The 25,025-nt window shown below is 70.2% G+C and carries 21 protein-coding genes; 2 read left to right on the top strand and 19 right to left on the bottom strand.

Going from position 1 to position 25,025, the window contains the following annotated elements; translation table 11 throughout:
* Window positions 1-110: 110 nt before the first annotated feature.
* The gene (locus ACN6LB_RS12270; protein ID WP_445025837.1) at window positions 111-680 is read right to left on the bottom strand and encodes a dienelactone hydrolase family protein; all 570 of its coding nucleotides are present in this window, start codon (window positions 678-680) and stop codon (window positions 111-113) included.
* 84 nt (window positions 681-764) lie between these two features.
* On the opposite strand from ACN6LB_RS12270, the gene ACN6LB_RS12265 reads away from it, so the two are divergent.
* On the top strand, window positions 765-1,880 hold the full coding sequence (locus ACN6LB_RS12265) for a mechanosensitive ion channel family protein (protein WP_445025835.1): 1,116 nt from the start codon (window positions 765-767) through the stop codon (window positions 1,878-1,880).
* A gap of 75 nt (window positions 1,881-1,955) precedes the next feature.
* On the opposite strand, the gene ACN6LB_RS12260 is transcribed toward ACN6LB_RS12265, so the two are convergent.
* The 5 genes from ACN6LB_RS12260 to ACN6LB_RS12240 form a co-directional block, all read right to left on the bottom strand.
* Complete coding sequence (locus ACN6LB_RS12260; RefSeq protein ID WP_445025833.1) at window positions 1,956-3,542, bottom strand: Na+/H+ antiporter; 1,587 nt, start codon at window positions 3,540-3,542, stop codon at window positions 1,956-1,958.
* 98 nt (window positions 3,543-3,640) lie between these two features.
* Window positions 3,641-4,108 (bottom strand): GNAT family N-acetyltransferase, encoded by a 468-nt coding sequence (locus ACN6LB_RS12255; RefSeq protein ID WP_445025832.1) that lies wholly within the window; start codon window positions 4,106-4,108, stop codon window positions 3,641-3,643.
* Window positions 4,105-5,049 (bottom strand): RluA family pseudouridine synthase, encoded by a 945-nt coding sequence (locus ACN6LB_RS12250; RefSeq protein ID WP_445025831.1) that lies wholly within the window; start codon window positions 5,047-5,049, stop codon window positions 4,105-4,107. Before ACN6LB_RS12250 ends, ACN6LB_RS12255 begins: the two co-directional genes overlap by 4 nt.
* Window positions 5,050-5,100: 51 nt before the next feature.
* A complete protein-coding gene (lspA, locus tag ACN6LB_RS12245; RefSeq protein WP_445025829.1) occupies window positions 5,101-5,769 on the bottom strand; it encodes a signal peptidase II in 669 nt (222 codons plus the stop codon).
* A gap of 88 nt (window positions 5,770-5,857) precedes the next feature.
* Complete coding sequence (locus ACN6LB_RS12240; protein WP_445025828.1) at window positions 5,858-6,853, bottom strand: TraR/DksA family transcriptional regulator; 996 nt, start codon at window positions 6,851-6,853, stop codon at window positions 5,858-5,860.
* Window positions 6,854-7,489: 636 nt separating this feature from the next.
* Between ACN6LB_RS12240 and ileS the strand changes: the two genes are divergently transcribed.
* Window positions 7,490-10,627: an isoleucine--tRNA ligase gene (ileS, locus tag ACN6LB_RS12235; protein WP_445025827.1), complete on the top strand. Its 3,138-nt coding sequence runs from the start codon at window positions 7,490-7,492 to the stop codon at window positions 10,625-10,627.
* 250 nt (window positions 10,628-10,877) lie between these two features.
* Here ileS and ACN6LB_RS12230 read toward each other — a convergent pair whose 3' ends face one another.
* From ACN6LB_RS12230 to ACN6LB_RS12170, 13 genes are all read right to left on the bottom strand, one after another.
* On the bottom strand, window positions 10,878-12,068 hold the full coding sequence (locus ACN6LB_RS12230; RefSeq protein ID WP_356138130.1) for a DivIVA domain-containing protein: 1,191 nt from the start codon (window positions 12,066-12,068) through the stop codon (window positions 10,878-10,880).
* A gap of 55 nt (window positions 12,069-12,123) precedes the next feature.
* Window positions 12,124-12,408: a YggT family protein gene (locus tag ACN6LB_RS12225; RefSeq protein ID WP_356138132.1), complete on the bottom strand. Its 285-nt coding sequence runs from the start codon at window positions 12,406-12,408 to the stop codon at window positions 12,124-12,126.
* A 49-nt stretch (window positions 12,409-12,457) separates the two neighbouring features.
* On the bottom strand, window positions 12,458-13,099 hold the full coding sequence (locus tag ACN6LB_RS12220) for a cell division protein SepF (RefSeq protein WP_356138134.1): 642 nt from the start codon (window positions 13,097-13,099) through the stop codon (window positions 12,458-12,460).
* A gap of 131 nt (window positions 13,100-13,230) precedes the next feature.
* A complete protein-coding gene (locus tag ACN6LB_RS12215) occupies window positions 13,231-13,950 on the bottom strand; it encodes a YggS family pyridoxal phosphate-dependent enzyme (RefSeq protein ID WP_445025826.1) in 720 nt (239 codons plus the stop codon).
* A gap of 6 nt (window positions 13,951-13,956) precedes the next feature.
* A complete protein-coding gene (gene pgeF / locus ACN6LB_RS12210) occupies window positions 13,957-14,694 on the bottom strand; it encodes a peptidoglycan editing factor PgeF (RefSeq protein ID WP_445025825.1) in 738 nt (245 codons plus the stop codon).
* Window positions 14,691-15,884, bottom strand: coding sequence for a cell division protein FtsZ (ftsZ, locus tag ACN6LB_RS12205; protein ID WP_356138140.1), 1,194 nt, complete (start codon window positions 15,882-15,884; stop codon window positions 14,691-14,693). The genes pgeF and ftsZ overlap by 4 nt, the downstream gene beginning before the upstream one ends.
* Before the next feature lie 275 nt (window positions 15,885-16,159).
* Window positions 16,160-16,945, bottom strand: a complete 786-nt coding sequence (locus ACN6LB_RS12200; RefSeq protein WP_445025824.1) for a cell division protein FtsQ/DivIB — start codon at window positions 16,943-16,945, stop codon at window positions 16,160-16,162.
* Between the two features lie 25 nt (window positions 16,946-16,970).
* Window positions 16,971-18,062, bottom strand: a complete 1,092-nt coding sequence (gene murG / locus ACN6LB_RS12195) for an undecaprenyldiphospho-muramoylpentapeptide beta-N-acetylglucosaminyltransferase (RefSeq protein ID WP_356138144.1) — start codon at window positions 18,060-18,062, stop codon at window positions 16,971-16,973.
* Between the two features lie 6 nt (window positions 18,063-18,068).
* Window positions 18,069-19,433: a putative lipid II flippase FtsW gene (gene ftsW, locus ACN6LB_RS12190; protein WP_445025823.1), complete on the bottom strand. Its 1,365-nt coding sequence runs from the start codon at window positions 19,431-19,433 to the stop codon at window positions 18,069-18,071.
* Between the two features lie 110 nt (window positions 19,434-19,543).
* A complete protein-coding gene (gene murD / locus ACN6LB_RS12185) occupies window positions 19,544-20,980 on the bottom strand; it encodes a UDP-N-acetylmuramoyl-L-alanine--D-glutamate ligase (RefSeq protein WP_445025822.1) in 1,437 nt (478 codons plus the stop codon).
* Window positions 20,962-22,035, bottom strand: a complete 1,074-nt coding sequence (gene mraY / locus ACN6LB_RS12180) for a phospho-N-acetylmuramoyl-pentapeptide-transferase (RefSeq protein WP_445025821.1) — start codon at window positions 22,033-22,035, stop codon at window positions 20,962-20,964. The genes murD and mraY overlap by 19 nt, the downstream gene beginning before the upstream one ends.
* On the bottom strand, window positions 22,032-23,447 hold the full coding sequence (locus ACN6LB_RS12175) for a UDP-N-acetylmuramoyl-tripeptide--D-alanyl-D-alanine ligase (protein WP_445025820.1): 1,416 nt from the start codon (window positions 23,445-23,447) through the stop codon (window positions 22,032-22,034). The genes mraY and ACN6LB_RS12175 overlap by 4 nt, the downstream gene beginning before the upstream one ends.
* A gap of 4 nt (window positions 23,448-23,451) precedes the next feature.
* The gene (locus ACN6LB_RS12170) at window positions 23,452-24,972 is read right to left on the bottom strand and encodes a UDP-N-acetylmuramoyl-L-alanyl-D-glutamate--2,6-diaminopimelate ligase (RefSeq protein WP_445025819.1); all 1,521 of its coding nucleotides are present in this window, start codon (window positions 24,970-24,972) and stop codon (window positions 23,452-23,454) included.
* Window positions 24,973-25,025: the final 53 nt, after the last annotated feature.

Here is a 25,025-nt window from a genome sequence, read left to right as displayed (position 1 = left end):
GTCCCAAGTACGTCCAGTACGAGGGCCTTCGTCCGGCACGCCGAGGGCACGCACCGAACACCGCGGGCACCGCACAGGACTTTCAAAACACCCCCTAGCGGCCCCGGCTCCTAGAGGGTTTCGAGGAAGCCGAGTGCCACCCGCCAGGTGGCCTCGGCAGCCTCCTCGTCGTAGTCCGGCAGGCTGGGGTCGGTGTACAGATGACCGGCCCCGGCGTACCGGTAGATCTCCACGTCGGCGCCCGCCTTGCCCATCTGCAGATACCAGGCGCTCAGCCAGTCGTCCGTCTCGAACGGGTCCGGCTCGGCGACATGCAGCTGCACCGGCAGCTCGTCCACCGAGGCGCTCTCGGCGATGTCCGACGTACCGTGCAGCAGCAGAAGGCCGCGCGCCTTGTCGTCGCCGAGGGCCAGGGTCTGCGCCGTCGCGGCGCCGAAGGAGAACCCGGCGTACACGAGCCCGCGCTCGGAATGGGGTGCGGCGGCCAGAACGGCCCGCTTGAGCAGCTCTTCCTTGCCGATCTCGTCCCTGAAGGCCATGCGCTCCTCGACGGACTCGAACGTCCGCCCCTCGAAGAGGTCGGGCGTCCACACCTCGTGCCCCGCGCCGCGCAACCGGTCCGCCGCCGCGTGCACCGCGGGCCTGAGGCCGAAGGTCGAGTGAAAGAGCAAGATGTTCATGAACCCATGGTGCCAGCCGGCACCGACAACGCCGTATCCAGGCAACATGTTCATGACCGCCCTCATCCGGTTACGTTCGAAGGCATGGAAACGGTACTGCGCCCGCTGATCGTGGTCGGCGGATCGGTCGTGCTCACCCTCCTCATCGGGTGGGCCACCGACCGCCTGCTGCGCAAGGCAGACGACCAGCATTCGGAGACGCCGCTGTGGGGCCTGCTGCGCCGCGGCCGTATCCCCTACCAGCTCGTTCTCTGCGCGGCCATGCTCAGAGGCTCCTACGACGAGGCACAGCTGCTGCAGGCACACCGGGTCGGCATCGGGCGCGGCCTGACGCTGGTGCTGATCGGGGCCACCGCCTGGCTGGTGGTGCGCATCACGGCCGCGATCGTCGAGACGTCGTACTCCCGCTATGCGAGGGCCCACCGCGATCCGGCCCGATTGCGCCGGGTGCGCACGCAGGTGTCGCTGATCATGCGGGTGGTCACGGCGATCGTCGGTGTGGTGGCGGCCGCCTCGATGCTGCTGACGTTCCCGGCGATGCGCGCGGCCGGCGCCTCGCTGCTGGCCTCGGCCGGCATCCTCGGCATCGTCGCCGGTGTCGCCGCCCAGTCCACGCTCAGCAACCTCTTCGCCGGGCTGCAGATCGCCTTCGGCGACATGGTGCGGCTGGGCGACACGGTCGTGGTGGACGGCGAGTGGGGCACGGTCGACGAGATCACCCTCACCTTCCTGACCGTGCGGACGTGGGACGAGCGCCGGATCACCATGCCGGTCTCGTACTTCACCTCGAAGCCGTTCGAGAACTGGTCGCGCGGCGGCGCCCAGATGACCGGCATCGTCTTCTGGCACCTCGACCACACCGCACCCGTGGAGGCGATGCGCGAGAGGCTCCGCGACATCCTGCGCGAGTGCCCGGCCTGGGACGGCCGCGACTACGGCCTGGCCGTCACGGACACGACGCCGAACACCATGCAGGTGCGGGCGCTGGTGACGGCGAAGGACGCGGACGACGTCTGGACGGTACGGGTCACGGTCCGCGAGCAGATGATCCGCTGGCTGACCGAGCACCACCCGTACGCGCTGCCCCGCGTGAACACGGCCGACGCCCTGTTGTCGCCGGGCAGCCCCAACGGGCGTTCCGGGTCCGCGGACGGGGCGGTACGGCGGGCCCACGAGCCGCCGCGGACTGGCCGGGGCTGAGCACCGGGCCGCACCCGCGGGAAAGGACGCCGATACGGCGCCCTGGACGGGACCCCGGCTTCGGCCGGGGTCCCGTCACCGCAGACTGCGCACATCCAGATGCCGCAGCACCCGGTCGACGATCTCCGGGTCGGCCCCCGGCTCGCTCCGCGCCGACAACACCTCGTGCCGCGCCGCGCTCAGCATCTCCCCCTGGATCCGCCGCATCCGCTTGATCCGGCGGACCCGCTGGTCGTGCGCCTCGCGCCGCTCGTCGTCCCCCATGTCGGGGCTGATCCGCACCCCGATCTCGAAGGCCCGGCGCAGCAGTTGCTCGGACAGTTCCTCCGGCAGCTCCTCCACCTCCTCGATCTCCTTCAGTCTCCGCTTCGCGGCCTTCGCCGCGCGGACGGCGAGCACCCGCTCGAACTCCTTCTCGCTGTCGGTGTCGGCCCGCACGCCGAGCTTCCTCACCAGCCAGGGCAGCGTGAGCCCTTGGAGCACCAGCGTCGCCATGATCACGCCGAAGGCGATGAAGACGATCTCGTCCCGGTCCGGGAACGGCGACCCGTCGTCCATCTCCAGCGGAATCGCCAGCGCGAGCGCGACGGAGGCGACGCCCCGCATCCCGGCCCACCACATCACGACGGTCTCGCGCCACGAGGTCGGGATCTCCTCGTCGTAGTCCCGTTTCGCGTGCAGGCGTTTGGTCAGCCAGGTCGCCGGCAGCAGCCATGCCAGGCGTACCAGGACGACGACGGCGACGATCGCCCCGGCCCAGCCGAGCATCTCGCCCCAGCGCCCCGACGCCGTCCTGATGGCGTTGTGCAGTTCGAGCCCGATCAGTCCGAACGCGACTCCGGTGACCAGTGTGTCGACCACGCTCCAGAAGGTGTGCCCGGCGAGTCGCGTCAGGACGTCGTCGGCGTCGGTGGCGTACTCGGCCAGGAAGAGCGCCGTGGTGAGCACCGCGAGCACCCCGGAGCCGTGCAGTTCCTCGGCGAGGACGTACGAGGCGAACGGCACCAGCAGGGTCAGGCCGATCTGCAGGGTGGCGTCGTCCAACAGGTTCATCAGCTTGTTGGCGGCCCAGCCGAGCGCGAGTCCGACGGCCACCGCGACGACCGCGGACAGCACCAGGTCGAGGGCGGCGCGCGGCAGGGAGAAGCTTCCGCTGACGGCGGCGGCGATCGCCACGTGGTAGAGGACGATGGCCGTGACGTCGTTGAACAGCCCCTCGCCTTCGAGGATCGACACCAGTCGGCGCGGCAGCCCGAGCTGTCCGGCGACGGCGGTCGCCGCGACGGGGTCGGGCGGCGCGACCAGCGCCCCGAGGGCGACGGCGGCGGCGATCGGCAGCCCCGGCACGATCGCGCCTGCGACGGCGGCCACCACCACGGTGGTGACGAACACCAGCGCCACGGCCAGCAGGAAGATCGGGCGTTTGTTGGCGGTGAACTGCCTCCACGACGTGCGCCGCACCGAGGCGTAGAGCAGCGGCGGCAGCAACGCGGGCAGGATCAGCTCAGGCGGGATGTCCACGTTGGGCACGAAGTCCAGTACGGCGAGCACGATGCCGAGGAGCGTCATCAGCACCGGCGCGGGCAACCCGAACCGGTCCCCCACCGGAACACTCACCACGGCTCCGAGCAGCAGCACGAACAGCAGGGCGAGTTGGTCCACGTGGCGCACTCCGGGCTGGCGAGACGATCAGAGTCTCCAGCGTGCCACGCGCCGTACGCCCGGCCGGGACGTCACACCCGGCCCGGGTACCGCGGGGTTCAAAGAGCGCGGCGCATCGCCCGGTGCGGGATTCCCGCGTCGGGGAACTCCGGGCCGTACGCCTCGTAGCCGAGCCGCTCGTAGAAGCCCAGCGCGTGCGTCTGTGCGTGCAGGTCCACCGCCGTGAGGCCACGCGCGCGTGCCGCGTCCTCGATGGCGCGTACGAGGGCGACGCCGACGCCCAGACCGCGCGCGTCCCGGGTCACGGCGAGCCGCCCGAGGGAACCGACGCCGAGGTCACCGCCGGTCTTCGCGGCGGCCTCCTCGCCGTACAGGAGGCGCCCGGTGCCGAGCGGCAGCCCGTCCTCCCGGACCGCCAGCACGTGCAGGGCACCGGCGTCGTAGGCGTCGTACTCAATGTCCTCGGCGACGCGCTGCTCGACGACGAAGACCGCCTTGCGCACCGAGAAGCACGCCTCGCGGTCGGCGGCGTCCTCGGCCACCCGCACGACGAACGCGGAGCTCATGCGTTGCTCTCCTCGCGCACCTTGTCCAGCGCCTTCTGCAGGTCGGCGGGGTAGCCGCTGGAGAACTCCACCCACTCCCCGTGACCGGGGTGCTCGAAGCCGAGCCGCACCGCGTGCAGCCACTGCCGGGTGAGGCCGAGCCGCTTGGAGAGCGTCGGGTCCGCGCCGTACGTCAGGTCGCCGACGCACGGGTGGCGGTGGGCCGCCATGTGGACGCGGATCTGGTGGGTGCGTCCGGTCTCCAGCTTGATGTCGAGCAGCGAGGCGGACCGGAACGCCTCCATGAGGTCGTAGTGCGTGACGGAGGGCTTGCCCTCGGCCGTGACCGCCCACTTGTAGTCATGGTTCGGGTGCCGGCCGATCGGCGCGTCGATGGTGCCGCTCATCGGGTCGGGGTGGCCCTGCACGAGCGCGTTGTAGCGCTTGTCGACGATACGTTCCTTGAACTGGCGCTTCAGCGAGGTGTACGCGCGCTCCGACTTGGCGACCGCCATCAGGCCGGACGTGCCCACGTCCAGGCGGTGCACGATGCCCTGGCGCTCGGCGGCACCCGAAGTCGAGATCCGATACCCGGCGGCCGCGAGACCGCCGATCACGGTCGTGCCGGTCCAGCCGGGGCTCGGGTGCGCGGCCACGCCCACCGGCTTGACGATCACGACGAAGTCGTCGTCGTCGTACACGATCTCCATGCCCTCGACGGGCTCGGCGACGATCTGCACCGGGGCGGGTGCCTGCGGCATCTCCACCTCCAGCCAGGCGCCGCCGTGCACCCGCTCGGACTTTCCGACCACCGAGCCGTCGACCATGACCTTCCCCGCCGCGGCCAGCTCGGCGGCCTTCGTACGGGAGAAGCCGAACATGCGGGAGATGGCGGCGTCGACACGCTCGCCCTCCAGGCCGTCGGGCACGGGCAGGGTGCGGATCTCGGGAATCGTACTCACCCGTCGAGTATGCCGGACGGCTCGGACACCGCCGTACGGCAGCCTGCGCGCTCAGTCCCTGTGGACGGTCCCGTCCGGGTCCAGTCCGCGGAAGGACAGCAGCACGATGAGGATGCCGCCGCAGACGATCGCGGAGTCGGCCAGGTTGAAGACCGCGAAGTGCTTCGGCGCGATGAAGTCGACGACCGCGCCCTCGAAGACGCCCGGCGAGCGGAAGATCCGGTCGGTCAGGTTGCCAAGGGCGCCACCCAGCAGCAGGCCCAGCGCGATCGCCCAGGGCAGGCTGTACAGCTTGCGCGCGAGCCGTGCGATCACCACGATCACCGCCGCGGCGATCACCGTGAAGATGATGGTGAAGGCCTCCCCGAAGCCGAAGGCCGCGCCCGCGTTGCGGATCGCCTCGAACCGCAGCCAGTCCCCGATGATCTCGATCGGCGCATGGTGCTCCAGCTTCGCGACGACGAGCATCTTGCTGACGAGGTCGAGCGCGTACGCCAGGGTCGCGACCGCGAAGAGCACGGCGATCCGGCGCCTGCGCCGCGGCTGCTCGGCCGCGGTCCCGGCGCCCTGCGCCCCGTCCGCACCGGACTGCTCCGCCGGTGCCGTGTCGCCGGAGCCGGACCGGCCGCCCGCCGCCGCGTTCTCGTCGGACTGCTCCGGTTCGGCCCCCGCCGCCCCTGGGTTATCCGGCGTACCGATGATGCGCTCCGCCTCTGCCACGTGAGTCCCTCAACCTAGGTGCCTGACTGAGGACGAGAGTACGGCACACCCCCTGGGGCCCACGTGCTCAGGAGCCCTCCCGCGCCGCTCAGTAACGGCGCTCCTGCTTCTGCTTGCACTCGACGCACAGGGTGGCCCGCGGGAAGGCCTGCATGCGCGCCTTGCCGATGGCGTTGCCGCAGTTCTCGCACAGGCCGTAGGTGCCCGCGTCGAGGCGCTCCAGCGCGCGGTCGGTCTGTTCGAGCATCTCGCGCGCGTTGGCCGCGAGGGACATCTCGTGCTCGCGCGTGATGTTCTTGGTGCCGGTGTCGGCCTGGTCGTCGCCGGCGCCGTCGCCGGAGTCCCGCATCAGTCCCGCGAGCGCCTCCTCCGACGACGTGATCTCGGCCCGCAGGCGCAGGGACTCGGACTGCAGCTCGGCCCGCGCCTCCGCGACCTCTTCCGGGGTCCAGGGGTCCTCACCGGGGCGGACCGCGAGCTCACCGGGCGTCACGGCGGCGATCCGCGCCTTGGGGACCGCGGTGGACTTCTTCGCCGCCGTGGCCGTGCCAGGAGTCTTCTTCGCAACCACCGTTGTGGCTCCCGTCGTCTTCGCGGCCTGGGCCGCGCCCGCGGCCGCGGACGCGACCGCCTTCTTGGCCGTACTGGTGCTCTTCTTGGCGGCACGCTTCGCGGCCGTCGGCTTTTTCGCCTCTGCGGTCGTGACGGCCGTCTTCTTGGCGGCTGCCTTCTTCGTCGCCGTCTTCTTCGTCACCGTCTTCGTCGCGGCGGTCTTCTTCGCGGCCGTCTTGGTGGCGGATCTCTTGGCTGCCGGTTTCGTCGTGGCCGTCTTCGTCGGGGCCCCCTCCGTAGTGACCGACTTCCCGGTGGCCGTCTTCTTTGTGGCCGCCTTCTGTGCAGCCGTCTTCTTGGCGGCCGATTTCGTCCCGGCGGTCGCACCCACCGTCTTCACCGGCTTCGCCGGTGCGGTTGCGTTCCCGGCGGGTGCCCCCTGAGCGCTCTTCTTCCCACCCACGTCCTTGGCCGCCGGACCCGTGGATCTGCCGGACGCCGACTCCTGTACGGCGGACTTCTTCGCCACCATGGCCGCGGCCCCTTCACATATTGTGATCTTGCACGCGAATCGTGCTGGGACGATAAATCGACTTCCGGCCCGCGGCAACGGGGCACGCCACCGATTCGCCCGCCCCGCGCGCACCCCGCCGCGAGTCTGCATGCGTTGTGCCCAACTCCCCGCCGGGTAATCCGCCCCGGCCCGCGTCCCAGGATCCGGACACCCGCGCCTCGCCATTCGGGTCACGGCGCAGGCCCCCGGGGCACCCCGCCGGGGCCCGCGCCCGCGCCCCGCCCGCCCCGGGCGCGGGCCCCGGAAATCCGGTCGGCCGATGTCTCCGCGGCGCCGTACACTGGGCGGAGCGAAAAGCGTGGATGGGGACGAGTAGCGGCGTACGCAGCCATGAGCGACCCGGGGACGGTGCGAGCCCGGGGGCCGGCGCGACGTGAAGATCACCCCGGAGCCACCGGAAGAAAGCCGCAGCCGACGAGCAGCGGTGAGTAGACCCGGCATCGCGACCCCAATGAGGGGGCTCACCGGCGCACACCACGCACCGGAGGGCCAAGGAGGGTGGTACCGCGGGAGCGCGCCGCACACGGCGTAGGCAGCATGCAGGCTCTCGTCCCTCCGACGGAAGGCAGAAAGTCCGTTGGAGGAAGCTCGCTGATGACAGCGCCGACGTATCGCCAGGTGCCCGCCCAGGTCGACCTGCCCGCGCTCGAGCACGCCGTGCTCGACTTCTGGCACGAGCAGAAGATCTTCGCCAAGAGCCTGGAGCAGTCCGAGGGCCGCCCCGAGTGGGTGTTCTACGAGGGCCCGCCCACCGCCAACGGCATGCCGGGCGCCCACCACATCGAGGCGCGCGTCTTCAAGGACGTCTTCCCGCGCTTTCGCACCATGCGGGGCTACCACGTGGCCCGCAAGGCCGGCTGGGACTGCCACGGCCTCCCGGTGGAGCTCGCGGTGGAGAAGGAGCTCGGCTTCACCGGCAAGCAGGACATCGAGGCGTACGGCGTCGCCGAGTTCAACGACAAGTGCCGCGAGTCCGTGACCCGGCACACCGACGCCTTCGAAGAGCTCACGACCCGCATGGGCTACTGGGCAGACCTGAACGACCCGTACCGCACCATGGACCCCGAGTACATCGAGTCCGTCTGGTGGTCGCTCAAGGAGATCTTCAACAAGGGCCTGCTGGTCCAGGACTACCGCGTGGCCCCCTGGTGCCCCCGCGACGAGACGGGTCTGTCGGACCACGAGCTGGCGCAGGGCTACGAGACGGTCGTCGACCCGTCGGTGTTCGTCCGTTTCCCGCTCACCTCCGGTCCGCTGGCCGGCCGGGCCGCCCTCCTGGTGTGGACGACGACCCCCTGGACGCTGGTCTCCAACACGGCTGTCGCCGCGCACCCCGACGTCACGTACGTCGTCGTGACGAACGGCGAGGAGAACCTCGTCGTCGCGCAGCCGCTCGTCGGGAAGGCGCTCGGCGAGGGCTGGGAGACCACCGGCGAGTCCTTCACGGGTGCCGAGATGGAGCGCTGGACGTATCAACGTCCGTTCGAGCTCGTCGAGTTCCCCGAGCCCGCCCACTACGTGGTCAACGCCGAGTACGTGACGACCGACGACGGTACGGGTCTGGTCCACCAGTCCCCCGCCTTCGGTGAGGACGACCTCAAGGTCTGCCGTGCGTACGGTCTGCCGGTCGTGAACCCCGTCCGCCCCAACGGCACCTTCGAGCAGGACATCCCGCTCGTGGGCGGCGTCTTCTTCAAGAAGGCGGACGAAAAGCTCACCGAAGACCTCCAGAGCCGCGGTCTGCTCTTCAAGCACGTCCCGTACGAGCACAGCTACCCGCACTGCTGGCGCTGCCACACCGCGCTCCTCTACTACGCACAGCCGTCCTGGTACATCCGCACCACGGCCGTCAAGGACCGTCTCCTCCAGGAGAACGAGAAGACCAACTGGTTCCCCGAGTCGGTCAAGCACGGCCGCTTCGGCGACTGGCTGAACAACAACATCGACTGGGCACTGTCCCGCAGCCGCTACTGGGGCACCCCGCTCCCCCTGTGGACCTGCGAGGACGGCCACCTCACCTGCGTCGGCTCCCGCGCGGAGCTGACCGAGCTGACCGGCACCGACCAGTCGCAGCTGGACCCGCACCGCCCCTACATCGACGCGGTCACCTTCGCCTGCCCCCAGTGCGAGAAGACGGCCACGCGCGTGCCCGAGGTCATCGACGCCTGGTACGACTCGGGCTCGATGCCTTTCGCGCAGTGGGGCTACCCGCACAAGAACAAGGAACTGTTCGAGTCCCGCTACCCGGCGCAGTTCATCTCCGAGGCCATCGACCAGACCCGCGGCTGGTTCTACACGCTGATGGCGGTCGGCACCCTGGTCTTCGACAAGTCCTCGTACGAGAACGTGGTCTGCCTCGGCCACATCCTCGCCGAGGACGGCCGCAAGATGTCCAAGCACCTGGGCAACACCCTTGAGCCGATCTCGCTGATGGACCGGCACGGCGCCGACGCGGTGCGCTGGTTCATGGCGGCCGGCGGCTCCCCGTGGGCGGCCCGCCGCGTCGGCCACGGCACCATCCAGGAGGTCGTCCGCAAGACGCTCCTCACTTACTGGAACACGGTCGCCTTCCAGGCCCTGTACGCGCGCACGTCCGACTGGGCGCCCAGCGAGGCCGATCCGGCCCCGGCGGACCGCCCGGTCCTGGACCGCTGGCTCCTGTCCGAACTCCACGCCCTCACCGACCAGGTGACGCAGGCACTGGAGTCGTACGACACCCAGCGCGCCGGAAAGCTCCTGTCGGCCTTCGTCGACGACCTGTCCAACTGGTACGTACGCCGTTCCCGGCGCCGCTTCTGGCAGGGCGACAAGGCGGCGCTGCGCACCCTGCACGAGGTCGTCGAGACGGTCACGCGGCTGATGGCCCCGCTGACCCCGTTCATCACCGAGCGGGTCTGGCAGGACCTGATCGTGCCGGTCTCCCCGGGCGCCCCGGAGTCGGTCCACCTGTCCTCCTGGCCGGAGGCGGACCTGTCCGTCATCGACCCGGAGCTGTCGAAGCAGATGGTGCTCGTACGCCGCCTCGTGGAGCTCGGCCGTGCCACGCGCGCGGAGTCGGGCGTCAAGACGCGCCAGCCGCTGTCCCGCGCGCTGATCGCCGCGTCCGGCTTCGACTCCCTCGACCGGGAGCTGCACGCGCAGATCACGGAGGAGTTGAACGTCACAGCGCTGGCCTCGCTGAGCGAGGTCGGCGGCTCGCTGGTCGACACCACGGCCAAGGCGAACTTCCGTGCGCTCGGCAAGCGCTTCGGCAAGGGCGTCCAGGCGGTCGCCAAGGCCGTCGCGAACGCCGACGCGGCGGCGCTGTCCCTCGCCCTGCGCGAGGGCACGGCGTCGGTCGAGGTCGACGGCGAGACGGTCACGCTCGCCCCCGACGAGGTCATCATCACGGAGACCCCGCGCGAGGGCTGGTCGGTGGCGTCCGACTCGGGTGCCACGGTCGCCCTCGACCTGGAGATCACCGAGGAGCTGCGGCAGGCGGGCCTCGCCCGTGACGCGATCCGGCTGATCCAGGAGGCCCGCAAGAACAGCGGCCTCGACGTGGCCGACCGCATCGCCCTGCGCTGGACCGCGACCGACCCGGCGGTCATCGCGGCCCTGTCCGAGCACTCCGGCCTCATCGCCGACGAGGTCCTCGCCACGGACTTCTCCCAGGGCGAGGCCGACGACACCTACGGCGCCCCGTTCACGGACGAGGGCCTCTCCCTGGTGTTCCGCCTCCGCAAGGCGTAACCCCGCCCGGGGCAACCGCCCCCGCTGCCCCACCCCCGCGTCACACCGGGCCGGTGGGGCAGCATTTTTTGCCCCCTCCGCCCCTTCCCGTCCCGTCACTCCGGGGCTCCGCCCCTGGACCCCCGCCCCTCAAACGCCGGAGGGGCTGAATTTCCCCGGCAGCCCCAGGGGCACGGGAAAGGGCGGAGCCCCCGGGAATCCGGGGGCTCCGCCCTGAACGCTGCCGACGCCTAAGGCGTACTACAGGCCGTCAGTTGTCGTCCTCGTCGATGAGGAACCCACGCATCGGCGAGGGAGCCTGCTGCATCGGCGACGGGCCCTGCGGCCGTACCGGTGCCATCGGCTGGGTCATCGCGGGCGACATCTGCTGCTGACCACCGTAGGAGGGCGCGGCCGGTGCCGGTGCCCCACCCATGCCCTGGTTGCCGCCGTAGGACGGCGCGCTCGCGCCGGCCGGGGCCATCGAGGGCGCGGAGGACGACGGCAGGGAGGCCGTGGCCGGAGTGCGCGGCGGGGCGAGCGAGTCGTCCGCCTGCGTCTCCAGCTGACGCAGCTGGGACTCCAGGTAGGACTTCAGACGCGTGCGGTACTCGCGCTCGAAGCCGCGCAGGTCCTCGACCTTGCGCTCCAGCGTGGCGCGGGCGGACTCCAGGGAGCCCATCGCGACGCGGTGCTTCTCCTGCGCGTCCCGCTCCAGCGCGTCGGCCTTGGCACGCGCGTCGCGCTCCAGACCCTCGGCGCGGCTGCGGGCCTCGCCGACGATCTTGTTGGCCTCGGAGCGGGCCTCCGCGATCGCCTGGTCGGCGGTCTGCTGAGCCAGCGAGAGGACACGGGCGGCGCTGTCGCCACCGGGGCCCTGCTGCGGCATCTGCGGGCCGTGACCGCCCATGGGGCCACCCATGGGTCCGCCCATCGGGCCACCCATCTGCTGCTGCATCTGCGGCTGCATCTGGCCGGGACCCTGACCCATCGGACCCTGTCCCATGGGGCCTTGGCCCATCGGGCCCTGACCCATCGGACCCTGGCCCATCGGGCCGGGACCCTGCGGGCCGCCCTGGGCGCTGGGGCCGGCGGGAAGCTGCGGCGCACCGCTCGGCAGCTGGGGCGGGCCACCCATGGGGCCGCCCATCTGCTGCTGCGGCGGGCCCGATATCCCGGCGGGCACCGGAGCACCGGGACCGCGCATACCCTGCGGCGGTCCCTGCTGCTGTTGCGGGTCCTGCTGTTCGGGCGGCTTGCGCATGCCCTGCTGCTGGTTCTGGGCAGCGGCGCGCGTGGCCGCGGCCAGCTTGGCGCGCAGGTCCTCGTTCTCGCGGAGCAGGCGGGTCAGTTCGGCTTCGACCTCATCGAGGAAGGCATCGACCTCGTCCTCGTCATAGCCTTCTCGGAGGCGGACGGTCGTGAACTGCTTGTTCCGCACGTCCTCGGGGGTCAACGGCATCTCTTCACCTCAACGTAGTCGTCGGCATCATCGGCGTTCGGCAAGACCGTATCGTTCACAGCCGGCTCACGACGGAGATCAGGATGTAGACGATGATCATCAGTACGAAGAAGGACAGGTCGAGCGCCACGCCCCCGAGACGCAGCGGCGGAATGAACCGCCGCAGAAGCTTGAGCGGTGGATCGGTGACAGTGTAGGTGGCCTCCAGAACGACCACCATCGCCTTGCCGGGTTGCCATGAGCGGGCGAACTGGAAGACGTAGTCCATGACCAGCCGGAAGATCAGCACGATGAGGAAACACATCAGCGCGACGTAGAGCACCTGCGCGAACACGCTCATGATCCGTGCTTCCCTCTCCCCTGTTTCCGTGCTTTTCCGGTCGTGCGTCTCAGCTCTGGTTGAAGAACCCGCCCTCTGCGATGCGAGCCTTGTCCTCCGCCGTGACATCGACGTTAGCAGGCGACAACAGGAACACCTTCTGCGTCACCCGCTCGATGCTGCCGTGCAGGCCGAAGACGAGACCGGCGGCAAAGTCGACAAGTCGCTTCGCATCCGTGTCGTCCATCTCCGTGAGATTCATGATCACGGGGGTGCCCTCACGGAAGTGTTCCCCGATGGTACGGGCCTCGTTGTAGGTCCGAGGGTGAAGTGTGGTGATCCGGTACGGCTCTCGTTCGGACACGACCTTGGGCATGATCACCGGTGCGTTCTTCTCGAGACTCTGACGTTCTTGTGTGATGGACGCCACGGGGGCGATTCGCGCCGGACGCCCGGATTCCGCGGGAAGCGAAGCGGAATGCGAGACCGGGTCGCGTTGCACCGGTGGTTGCACCACTCGTACCGATTCGTCCCGTTGGGACTGATGTGCCTGGTGCGACTGGCGAGGCGGCTCGTGCCGCCGGTGGTCGCGCTCGGGTTCGGGGTCGAGCTCGGGCTCGAAGTCGTCGTCGGGGTCGAATCCCCTGCCGTCGTACCCATCGTCCTCCACGAGGCCGAGGTAGACCGCCATCTTGCGCATCGCGCCGGCCATGCTCTGAGTCCTCCGCTCTGTGGTGGATCGGCTGACGACTTGCCAAGTGCCTGCGATCCACGAGGTCGTTTATGCCCGCCTATCAGCGGTAATGACCATATTTTCTGCTGTGGTCCGACTTCTTGGCGACGTTACCCGAGCCTGGGTCGGACTCCGAGTACCGCCGTACCGACGCGCACATGTGTCGCTCCGGCCGCCACGGCCTGTTCGAGGTCCGCACTCATCCCTGCCGAGACCATGTTCGCAGCCGGATGAGCGCGGCGCAGGACAGTCGACAAATCCATCAGCCGCTCGAACGCCGCCTGTTGGCGCCCCGCGTACTCTCCGGTAAGCGGCGCGACGGTCATCAGCCCGTCGAGCCGGAGCCCCGGAGCCCCCGCGACCAGCTCGCCCAACTCCTCGACTCCCCCGGCCCCCACGCCTCCTCGCTCACCCCGGCCGTCGTCCTCCGCGTCCAGCGCGACCTGGATGAGGCAGCCCACCTCGCGCTCGGCCCGCACCGCCTCCTTGGACAGAGCGGTGACGAGCCGGGAACGGTCGACGGACTGCACGAGATCCGCGTAACCGACCACGGAGCGCACCTTGTTGGTCTGCAACTGACCGACAAAATGCCACGAGAGCGGCAGATCCGAGCATTCCGCGGCCTTGGGCGCCGCATCCTGGTCCTTGTTCTCGGCGACATGGCGCACACCGAGTTCCGACAGCATCCGCACATCGCTCGCGGGGTAGGTCTTGGTGACCACGATCAGGGTCACCTCTTCACGCTTGCGCCCGGCGGCCGCACAGGCCGCCGCGATGCGCTCTTCCACTTTCGCCAGGTTTTCGGCGAGTTGAGCCTTACGGTCCGTCATGCCCCATCAGTCCAGCCAGACATACCCCGCGAGCCGCCCGGTGGTGCGGTCGCGACGGTACGAGAAGTGGTCACCGGATTCGAGCGTGCACACCGGCGACTGCTCCCGGTCGTGCACCCCCAGCCGTTCCAGCTGCGCGTGCACTCCGGCGCTCACGTCGACGGCGGGAGTGCCCCAACTCGTCTCGGCGTACGCCGCCGGTTCCACCGCAGCGACCTCGGCGCGCATCGCGTCCGGCACCTCGTAGCACCGGCCGCAGACGGCGGGGCCGGTACGGGCGACGATCCGGGACGGTTCGGCGCCGAGCTCCACCATCGCCTCGACGGCGGCGGGGACGACCCCGGCGATCATGCCGGGCCGGCCCGCGTGAGCGGCGGCCGCGACCCCCGCGACCGGGTCGGCGAGCAGCACCGGCGTGCAGTCCGCGGTCAGCACGGCGAGGGCGAGCCCCCGGCGCGCGGTGACGACCGCGTCGACCGAGGGCACCGGTGACGCTCCCCAGGGTGCGTCGACCACGGCCACCTCCGGCCCGTGCACCTGGTTCATCCACACCACCCGCTGCGGGTCGAGCCCCAGGGACTTCGCGGCCAGTTCACGGTTGGTGCGTACGGCGTCGGGGGCGTCGCCGACCGCTCCGCCGAGGTTGAGCTCCTCGTACGGAACGGCGCTCACCCCGCCCCACCGGTCGGTGAAGGCGAAGTGGGCGCCGCCCGCTGTGTTCGTCGTGAAGCGCTGTCCTATCACTTCAGGAAGTCCGGCACGTCCAGCTCTTCGGCCGCGCTGTCCGAGTAGGACCGGGACGGCGGGACCGGCGGGGAGACCGGCAGTTCGTTCACCGGCTCCGCGGCGGGCTCGGGTGCGGACTCGCGCGGGGTGACGCTGCCGAGCGAGCCGAAGGACGGACGGCTGTCGGAAGACCGTACCGGGGTCGGTTCCTCGCGCTTCGCGGAGGACGAGCCGAGGACGGTGTCCCGCTTGGCCGGCGGCTGGCCGCCGTCGAAGCCGGCGGCGATGACGGTGACGCGCACCTCGTCGCCGAGGGCGTCGTCGATGACCGCGCCGAAGATGATGTTGGCCTCGGGGTGTGCGGCCTCGCTCACCAGCTGGGCGGCTTCGTTGATCTCGAACAGGCCGAGGTCGGAGCCGCCGGAGATGGAGAGCAGGACGCCGCGGGCGCCGTCGATGGAGGCTTCGAGGAGCGGCGAGGAGATCGCCATCTCCGCGGCCGCCACCGCGCGGTCGTCGCCGCGGGCCGAGCCGATGCCCATCAGCGCCGAACCCGCCTCGGACATGACCGACTTGACGTCGGCGAAGTCCAGGTTGATCAGGCCGGGCGTGGTGATGAGATCGGTGATGCCCTGGACACCGGAGAGCAGGACCTGGTCCGCCGACTTGAACGCGTCGAGGACCGAGACCTGGCGGTCCGAGATGGACAGCAGCCGGTCGTTGGGGATGACGATGAGGGTGTCGACCTCTTCGCGGAGTTCCGCGATGCCGTCCTCGGCCTGGTTCGCGCGACGGCGGCCCTCGAAGGTGAACGGCCGGGTGACCACACCGATCGTCAGGGCGCCGAGCGTACGGGCGATGTTGGCGACGACGGGTGCGCCGCCGGTGCCGGTGCCGCCGCCTTCGCCGGCCGTCACGAAGACCATGTCGGCCCCCTTGAGGACCTCCTCGATCTCCTCGCGGTGGTCCTCGGCGGCCTTGCGGCCGACGGCCGGGTTGGCTCCGGCGCCGAGTCCGCGGGTGAGTTCGCGGCCGACGTCGAGCTTGACGTCGGCGTCGCTCATCAACAGAGCTTGCGCGTCGGTGTTGATGGCGATGAACTCGACGCCCTTGAGACCGACCTCGATCATCCGGTTGATGGCATTGACACCACCGCCGCCGACACCGATGACTTTGATGACTGCGAGGTAGTTCTGCGGTGCTGCCACGTCGAAGGCCTCTCGCCTCGAGTTACGTGTCGTCGCCTCGCACTCTCGCGATCCGACGACTGATGCCGAATGGGACGGTCCGAACGCCGACCCGAACCCTAACGCTGAAGTTTAGGGTTACCAGTGTGTCTGTTCCTTGGACTCTTCCGAACAGGACACTAAGTCGACAAGTGGCGCACGTTCAACGAACACGCCGAACCTCCCGTTTTTCTTTTCACCCTATGTGATCAGGCGTAGCACTGCCCAACCAGGGTGCTGGCCTGCGCGGATGTGCGTCAACTCCCGGATGACGCAGGGGCGGTGGGAACACTCACGTCGAAGTGCCGGGCCCCGGGAGCGGCTTTCATCAGAGCCGTGAGCGTTCGGCCCTTCAGTCCACCCTTCTCGCCGCTCCCCCACGCGACGGTACGACCGCCCTTCAACTCCAGCGAGATGGCGTCGTACGAACGCACCTTGACGACCCGGGTGTCGCGGGCGACGGCGGCCGGAATGTCGGCGGCCACCCCCACGGCCTCGCGCACCAGACGGCCGACGGGGAAGCGGCGCAGGCCCGCCGACCCGGACACGGTCAATTCCAGAGTGGGTACGCCCTTCGGGGCCTCCGAAACCGTGGCGAATCGCACGCCTTTCGCGTCCACTTCGACGAACTTTGCGCCTTTTTCGACCACCAGAACCGGAGTGCGTTCGGTCACTTTCAGCCCGATTCCATGCGGCCAGGAACGGACGACATCAACCGAGTCAATTCGGGGCAATTTCCGGCGCAGCCGTTGCTCAATGGCATCGGTGTCGACGGAAATCAGCGGAGATCCGACCGGTACGTCGGCCGCTTCCCGCACCTGCTGCGCCGTCAGGACCCGTGCCCCGGAAACGGATACGTGCTCCACGCGCAGCCACTTCGAGCCGTAGAGCAGCCAGGTGGCGCCCGCCCCGAGCAGTACCACCGCGACGAGCACAACGATGAGCGTACGGGGGCGGGGCGGCCACCCGCGACGGGGCGGCCGGGGCGGGCCGGACTCCAGCTTCTGCCGTTCGCCGCGCTCGGCGGTCGTCGGTCCGGCCACGCTCCCTGCCTCTCCTGGTGCGTCCCTAACGGTGCCGCGCGGCGATCGCCTCGTACACCATGCCGACGAGCAGGTCGTCGGCGTCCCGGCGGCCGAACTCGCTGGCGGCGCGGGACATCTCGTACAGCCGGTGCGGGTCGGCGAGCACGGGCAGGACGTTGTTCATGACCCACTGGGTCGTCAGTTCCGCGTCGTCGACGAGCAGTCCGCCGCCGGCCTTGACCACCGGCTGGGCGTTCAGCCGCTGTTCGCCGTTGCCGATGGGCAGCGGGACGTAGGCGGCCGGGAGCCCGACGGCGGAGAGTTCGGCGACGGTCATCGCGCCCGCGCGGCAGAGCATCATGTCGGCCGCGGCGTACGCGAGGTCCATCCGGTCCACGTACGGTACCGGGATGTACGGGGGCATCCCCGGCATCTGCTGGACGTGCGGCAGTTCGTTCTTCGGGCCGACCGCGTGCAGGATCTGGATGCCGGCCTGCTGGAGCAGTGGGGCGACCTGCTGGACCACCTCGTTGAGGCGCCGGGCGCCCTGCGAGCCGCCGGAGACCAGCAGGGTCGGCAGCGCGGGGTCGAGCCCGAAGGCGGCGCGGGCCTCGGGGCGTACGGCGGCCCGGTCGAGGGTGGCGATGGTGCGGCGCAGCGGGATGCCGATGTAGCGGGCGTCGCGCAGCTTGCTGTCCGGGGTGGAGACGGCGACCTTGGCCGCGTAGCGCGAGCCGATCTTGTTGGCGAGGCCGGGCCGCGCGTTGGCCTCGTGGATGATGATCGGCACGCCGAGGCGCTTGGCCGCGAGGTAGCCGGGCAGCGCCACATAGCCGCCGAAGCCCACGACCGCGTCCGCCTTGGTGCGCTCCAGGATCTGCTCGGCGGCCTTGATCGTGCCGCGCAGCCGCCCGGGGACGGTGATCAGCTCGGGGGTGGGCTTGCGTGGCAGCGGTACGGCGGGGATCAGCGCGAGTTCGTAGCCCCGCTCCGGTACGAGCCGGGTCTCAAGCCCCTTCTCCGTGCCCAGGGCCGTGATCCCCACGCTCGGGTCCTGCCTGCGCAGGGCGTCCGCGAGGGCGAGCGCGGGCTCGATGTGGCCGGCGGTCCCCCCACCGGCGAGTACGACATGCACCGAAATTCACCGCTCTCCGGACGAGCGCGCCGCGGCACGCCGTCGCATCGTGTTCCATCTCCGAGGCCCCGCGGCCCCCGCGGAGCCTCTCACCGCAGCACGCTTTCTACCAAAGCGGGGTTGCCGCATGGCAAGCGCGGCCCGCGCCCCGGGCTCATCGCGTGCGAAGGCGATCAGCAGCCCGACGGCGAACATGGTCGGCAGCAGGGCCGAACCCCCGTAGGAGAACAGCGGGAGCGGGACTCCGGCGATCGGCAGCAGACCGAGCACCGCGCCGATGTTGATCACGGCCTGGGCCGTGATCCACGTGGTCACGCCTCCCGCGGCGTACCTCACGAAGGGGTCCTCCGTGCGTCCGGCCACGCGGATACCCGCATAGCCTAGGGCCGCGAAGAGGGCGAGCACCGACAGCGTCCCCGCCAGGCCCAGTTCCTCCCCGGTGACGGCGAAGATGAAGTCGGTGTGCGCTTCGGGGAGTTGGCCCCATTTCTCCACACTCGCGCCGAGCCCGGAGCCGAAGATCCCGCCGGAGGCGAGGGCGTAGATGCCGTGCACGGCCTGCCAGCAGGAGTTGGCCCCGGTGCCGGGCTCGGTGGCGCCGATGCAGGCGAACCGGGCCATGCGGTTGGGGCTGGTCTTGATGAGGATCACACCGAGGGTGGCGGCGACGGAGAGCACGCCGACGAACAGCCGGGTGGGGGCGCCCGCCAGCCACAGCAGGCCGAACAGGATCGCGGTCAGGATGATCGCGGTGCCCATGTCGCCGCCGAGCATGATGAGCCCGAGCAGCATGAAGGTCACCGGAACGATCGGCACCAGCATGTGCTTCCACTGGGCGAGGAGGTTCTTGTCCTGTTTGCGGGCGAGCAGATCGGCGCCCCACAGCACCAGCGCGAGCTTGCCGAACTCGCTGGGCTGGAGCTGGAAGGGGCCACCGACGGAGATCCAGTTCTGGTTGCCGTTGACCGCCCGTCCTATCCCCGGCACCTGCACCAGGACCATCAGGAAGACGGATCCGGCGAGCATCGGATAGGCCAGCGCCCGGTGCAGCCGTACGGGCATCCGGGAGGCCGCCAGCAGCAGCGCGCCGCCGATCGCGGCCGCCAGGAACTGTTTGCGGAAGAAATACGACCCCGGCAGCGACATCTGCAGCGCGGTGATCTGCGACGCGGAGTAGACCATCACCAGGCCCAGCACGGTGATCAGCAGGCTGCTGCCGAGGACCAGGTAGTAGGCCGTCAGCGGCCGGTCCCAGGCCTTCTGGGCACGGGTGTAGAGCCGCAGCAGCGGGTTGTCGCGCCGGGAGCGGGCGGCCGGAGGACGGCCGGGGGCGCGCTGGACGGGGGGACGCCCCGTACGGCTACCGGGCATCGACGGCTCCCGTCGTACCGCGGGCGGAAAGCCGCCGCACAAGCACCGACCACGATGGCGTCACGCGTCGCTCCCAAGGGTCCCGGGCGCCCGGCCGGCCGGATCCGCCGTCAGGCGCTCGCGGCGCCGAGTTCGCGAACCGCCTCCGCGAAAGCGTCACCGCGCTTGTTGTAGTTGGTGAACATGTCCATGGACGCACAGGCCGGCGCCAGCAGAACGGTGTCCCCCGGCTCGGAGAGCCGTGCGGCCTCCTGAACGGCCGCGAGCATCGCCCCAGTGTCGGTCCGGTCGAGGTCGACGACCGGTACTTCGGGCGCGTGTCGCGCGAGTGCTTCGCGGATCAGCGCACGGTCGGCGCCGATCAGTACGGCCCCTCGAAGTCGCTTTGCCGACTTGGCGACCAGCTCGTCGAAGGTCGCGCCCTTGGCGAGCCCGCCCGCGATCCACACGATCGACTCGTACGCCGCCAACGAGGCTTCCGCCGCATGGGTGTTGGTGGCCTTGGAGTCGTCGATGTACGCCACACCGTCCACGTCCGCGACGTGCGCGATGCGGTGCGCGTCCGGCCGGAAGGCCCGCAGCCCGTCCCGTACGGCCTGGGGAGGCACCCCGAAGGCGCGTGCGAGGGCCGCCGCCGCAAGGGCGTTGGCGATGTTGTGCGGGGCGGGCGGGTTGACGTCGGAGACGTCGGCGAGTTCCTGGGCGTTCTTCTGCCGGTTCTCGACGAAGGCGCGGTCGACGAGGATGCCGTCCACGACGCCGAGTTGGGAGGGTGCCGGCGCCGCGAGGGTGAAGCCGATCGCCCGGCAGCCCTCCTCGACGTCCGCCCCGCGCACCAGCTCCTCGGTGGCCTTGTCGGCCACGTTGTAGACGCAGGCGACCTGATTGCCCTCGTAGATGCGGCCCTTGTCGGCGGCGTACGCCTCCATGGAGCCGTGCCAGTCGAGGTGGTCGGGGGCGAGGTTGAGGACGGTCGCGGAGTGGGCGCGCAGGGACGGCGCCCAGTGCAGCTGGTAGCTGGACAGCTCCACCGCGAGGACGTCGTACGTCTCCTCGCCGAGCACCGCGTCGAGCAGCGAGACGCCGATGTTGCCGACGGCTGCCGTGCGCAGCCCGGCCGCCCTCAGGATCGAGGCGAGCATCTGCACGGTGGTCGTCTTGCCGTTGGTGCCGGTGACGGCGAGCCAGGGGGCCGGCTTTCTGCCGTCCTGGTCGCGCAGCCGCCAGGCCAGCTCCACGTCGCCCCAGACGGGGACGTCCGCCGCGGCGGCCGCGGCGAACAGCGGCTTGTCCGGCTGCCAGCCGGGCGCGGTCACGATGAGCTCGGTGCCTTCCGGCAGGGTCGCTCCGTCACCGAGGCGCACGGTGACGCCGAGCGCCTCCAGTTCGGCGGCCTGCGTCCGGGTGCGCTCGTCGTCGCCGTCGTTGACGACCGTGACGAGCGCGCCGAGGCCGTGCAGGACCCTGGCCGCCGGGATGCCGGAGACGCCGAGCCCCGCGACGGTGACGTGCTTGCCCTGCCAGTTGGTCACTTGTCGGCTGCCCATCCTGCGTAGAAGAGACCGAGTCCGACGATCACGCACATGCCCTGGATGATCCAGAAGCGGACCACGACAAGGACTTCGGACCACCCCTTCAGTTCGAAGTGGTGCTGGAGTGGCGCCATCCGGAAGACACGCTTGCCGGTCATCCGGAACGAGCCGACCTGGATGACCACCGACATGGTGATCAGGACGAAGAGACCGCCGAGCAGCGCGACCAGCAGCTCCGTGCGGGAGCAGATCGCGAGACCGGCGAGCGCGCCGCCCAGGGCCAGCGAACCGGTGTCACCCATGAAGATCTTGGCCGGCGAGGTGTTCCACCACAGGAAGCCGAAGCAGGCGCCCATCAGAGCGGAGGCGACGACCGCCAGGTCGAGTGGATCCCGTACCTCGTAACAGGCGGAGGGGTTGGTCAGGGTCTGCGCGTTGGCGCAGGACTCCTGGAACTGCCAGACCCCGATGAACGTGTAGGCGCCGAAGACCATCGTGGCGGCACCGGTGGCGAGGCCGTCCAGACCGTCCGTCAGGTTCACGCCGTTCGACATCGCGAGGATCATGAACAGCGCCCAGATCACGAACAGCACCGGGCCGATGCTCCAGCCGAAGTCCTGCACGAAGGAGAGCTTGGTGGAGGCCGGGGTGTTGTTGCGGGCGTCCGCGAACTGCAGCGAGAGCACCGCGAAACCGATACCGACGATCAGCTGGCCGGCCATCTTCGCCTTGGCCCGCAGACCGAGCGAGCGCCGCTTGACGATCTTGATGTAGTCGTCGAGGAAGCCGACCAGGCCCATGCCCGCCATCAGGCCGAGCACCAGCAGACCCGAGAAGGTCGGTGCGTAACCCGTGATCACCTTGGACGCGAAGTACGCGATGATCGTCGCGAGGATGAAGGCGATACCACCCATGGTCGGCGTGCCGCGCTTGGCGTGGTGCTCGCGCGGGCCGTCGTCGCGGATGTACTGGCCGTAGCCCTTGCGGGCCAGGAACTTGATCAGCAGCGGTGTGCCGATCAGGGTCAGGAAGAGGCCAATGACTCCTGCGAACAGGATCTGCTTCATCATCGGGCGGCAACCTCACCCTCGGCACCGGTTTCGAGCAGCGCCTGTGCGACGCTCTCGAGCCCGACCGACCGGGACGCCTTCACGAGAACGACGTCCCCTGGGCGCAGCTCGCTGCGCAACAGGTCGACAGCCGCCTGTGCGTCGGACACGTGCACCGACTCCTCACCCCACGAACCCTCGTTATATGCGCCCAGTTGCAGCCAGGACGCTTCCCTGCCCCCGACCGCGACGAGCTTGCTGACGTTGAGCCGGACGGCGAGCCGTCCGACCGCGTCGTGCTCGGCGAGCGCCTCGTCCCCGAGCTCGGCCATCTTGCCGAGCACCGCCCAGGTCCGCCGCCCCTTGCCCATCGCCGCGAGCGCGCGCAGGGCGGCTCGCATGGACTCGGGGTTCGCGTTGTAGGCGTCGTTGACGACTGTCACGCCGTCCGGGCGCTCGGTGACCTCCATGCGCCAGCGGGAGAGGGATCCCGCCTCGGAGAGCGCGACGGCGATCTCGTCAGCGGACATGCCCAGCTCATGGGCGACGGCGGCCGCGGCGAGCGCGTTCGACACGTGGTGCTCACCGTACAGGCGCATGGTCACGTCACTGCACCCGGAGGGTGTGTGAAGCCTGAAGGAAGGCTGTCCGCTGTCCGTGAGTCCGACGTTCTCGGCGCGTATGTCCGCTTCGTCGCTCTCGCCGAAAAGGATCACCTTCGCCTTCGTACGGGATGCCATGGCGCGTACGAGGGAATCGTCGGCATTGAGGATCGCGACGCCGCCCTCGTCCGACGGGGGCAGCGCCTCGACGAGTTCACCCTTCGCTTGCGCGATCTGCTCGCGGCCGCCGAACTCGCCGATGTGCGCGGTGCCGACGTTGAGGACGAGGCCGATCCTCGGGGGCGTCAGATCCGCGAGGTAGCGGATGTGGCCGACTCCGCGGGCGCCCATCTCCAGCACGAGGAACTTCGTCTCCTCGGTGGCGCTGAGCGCGGTGAGCGGCAGTCCGATCTCGTTGTTGAGCGAGCCGGGCGTGAAAACAGTGGGCGCCTTGCGGCGCAGCACCTGGGCGATCAGGTCCTTGGTGCTGGTCTTGCCCGCGGAGCCGGTCAGGGCCACGAGGGTCGCGCCGAGCCGCTCGACGACATGGCGCGCGAGGGCGCCGAGTGCCGTCTGCACGTCGTCCACGACGATCGCGGGCACGCCGACGGGGCGGGACGCCAGCACGGCGACCGCCCCCGCGTCGACGACTGCTTGTGCGAAGTCGTGGCCGTCCACGCGCTCGCCGGCGAAGGCGACGAAGAGGCTGCCGGACTCCACCTCACGGGAGTCCCTGACGACGGGTCCGGTGACCTGCAGCGCCGGATCCGGTATGTCGTACGTCTGCCCGCCGACGACTGAGGCGATCTCGGCGAGAGAGAGGGCGATCACAAGTTCATCCCTGGGTCTTCTGGATAGCTTCGCGAAGCACCTGGCGGTCGTCGAAGGGACGCACCACCCCGGCGATGTCCTGCCCCTGCTCGTGGCCCTTGCCGGCGACCAGCACGGTGTCACCGGGCTGTGCCCGGGCGACGGCGGCCGCGATGGCGGCGGCCCGGTCCTCGAAGACCTGGACCTCGCCGCGCTCGTGCGCCGGCACCTCGGCGGCGCCTGCGAGCATCGTGGCGAGGATCGCGAGGGGGTCCTCGGAGCGGGGGTTGTCCGATGTCAGTACGGCGGTGTCGGCGAGGCGCGCCACGGCGGCGCCCATCGGCTTCCGCTTGGTCGTGTCGCGGTCCCCGCCGCAGCCCAGCACGACGTGCAGCCGGCCCTCGGTGACCTTGCGCAGGGCGCGCAGGACCGATTCGACCGCGTCCGTCTTGTGGGCGTAGTCGACCACCGCGAGGTAGGGCTGTCCGGCGTCCACGCGCTCCAGGCGGCCCGGCACGCCCGGCACGGCGGCGATGCCGTCGGCGGCGGCCTGCGGGTCGAGCCCGGCCTCCGCGAGGGCGACGAGCGCGGCGAGCGTGTTGGCGACGTTGAAGGGGCCCGCGAGCGGCGAGCGGGCCGTGATCCGCTGCCCCTTGGGACTGATCGCGGTGAACGTCGAGTCCATGGGGCCGACTTCGACGTCCTCGGCGCGCCAGTCGGCGTCCGGATGGCCCTCGGCGGAGAAGGTGACGACGGGGACGCCGGCCTCCTTGCTGAGCCTGCGCCCGTACTCGTCGTCGACGTTGACGACGCCGAGTCTGCTGCGCTGCGGTGTGAACAGCTGAGCCTTGGCCCGGAAGTAGTCCTCCATGTCGGAGTGGAACTCCATGTGCTCCGGGCTGAGGTTGCTGAAGACGGCGATGTCGAAGACGCAGCCGTCGACGCGGCCGAGGACCAGCGCATGGCTGGAGACCTCCATGGCGACCGCCTCCACCCCGCGCTCGCGCATGACCGCGAACAGGGCCTGGAGGTCGGTGGCTTCGGGGGTGGTGCGCTCGGACTTGATGCGCTCGTCGCCGATGCGCGTCTCCACCGTGCCGATGAGACCGGTGGAGCGGGCCGTCTTGAGACCGCCTTCGACGAGGTACGCCGTCGTGGTCTTGCCGGATGTGCCGGTGATGCCGATCTGGAGGAGGTCACGCCCTGGGTGGCCGTAGATGGTGGCCGCCAGTTCGCCCATCCGCCCGCGCGGGTCGTCGACCACGAGGACGGGCAGACCGGTGGCGGCGGCGCGCTCGGCGCCGGTCGGGTCGGTCAGCACGGCGACGGCGCCGAGGCCGGCGGCCTGCGTCACGAAGTCGGCCCCGTGCAGACGGGCGCCGGGCAGGGCGGCGTACACGTCGCCGGGGCGTACGGCGCGGGAGTCGTGGGTGATGCCCGTGACTCCGGCGGCGCTCCCCGGTTCGGCGACCTCCAGCTGATCGGCGAGTTCCGCGAGGGGTGTGGCGGAGACGTGAACCGGTCGAGGCGACCCCGGATATGTCACAGGAACGCCCTTCTGGGTGGTTTGGGACTGATCAGGGTGTGGCACGGCGGTGA

It is taken from the genome of Streptomyces sp. SAS_270 (genome assembly GCF_052543295.1).
This window is presented reverse-complemented; position numbering and strand designations above follow the sequence as displayed.

What these genes read in the sequence shown, in the direction of transcription:
- ACN6LB_RS12270 (WP_445025837.1), bottom strand. Translation starts at nt 680, where the DNA reads ATGAACATCTTGCTCTTTCACTCGACCTTCGGCCTCAGGCCCGCGGTG.
- ACN6LB_RS12225 (WP_356138132.1), bottom strand. Translation starts at nt 12,408, where the DNA reads ATGAGCGTGTTCGCGCAGGTGCTCTACGTCGCGCTGATGTGTTTCCTC.
- ACN6LB_RS12220 (WP_356138134.1), bottom strand. Translation starts at nt 13,099, where the DNA reads ATGGCCGGCGCGATGCGCAAGATGGCGGTCTACCTCGGCCTCGTGGAG.
- ftsW (WP_445025823.1), bottom strand. Translation starts at nt 19,433, where the DNA reads ATGCCCGGTAGCCGTACGGGGCGTCCCCCCGTCCAGCGCGCCCCCGGC.
- ACN6LB_RS12265 (WP_445025835.1), top strand. Translation starts at nt 765, where the DNA reads ATGGAAACGGTACTGCGCCCGCTGATCGTGGTCGGCGGATCGGTCGTG.
- ACN6LB_RS12230 (WP_356138130.1), bottom strand. Translation starts at nt 12,068, where the DNA reads ATGCCGTTGACCCCCGAGGACGTGCGGAACAAGCAGTTCACGACCGTC.
- mraY (WP_445025821.1), bottom strand. Translation starts at nt 22,035, where the DNA reads ATGATGAAGCAGATCCTGTTCGCAGGAGTCATTGGCCTCTTCCTGACC.
- murD (WP_445025822.1), bottom strand. Translation starts at nt 20,980, where the DNA reads ATGGGCAGCCGACAAGTGACCAACTGGCAGGGCAAGCACGTCACCGTC.
- ileS (WP_445025827.1), top strand. Translation starts at nt 7,490, where the DNA reads ATGACAGCGCCGACGTATCGCCAGGTGCCCGCCCAGGTCGACCTGCCC.
- ACN6LB_RS12215 (WP_445025826.1), bottom strand. Translation starts at nt 13,950, where the DNA reads ATGACGGACCGTAAGGCTCAACTCGCCGAAAACCTGGCGAAAGTGGAA.
- ACN6LB_RS12240 (WP_445025828.1), bottom strand. Translation starts at nt 6,853, where the DNA reads ATGGTGGCGAAGAAGTCCGCCGTACAGGAGTCGGCGTCCGGCAGATCC.
- ACN6LB_RS12255 (WP_445025832.1), bottom strand. Translation starts at nt 4,108, where the DNA reads ATGAGCTCCGCGTTCGTCGTGCGGGTGGCCGAGGACGCCGCCGACCGC.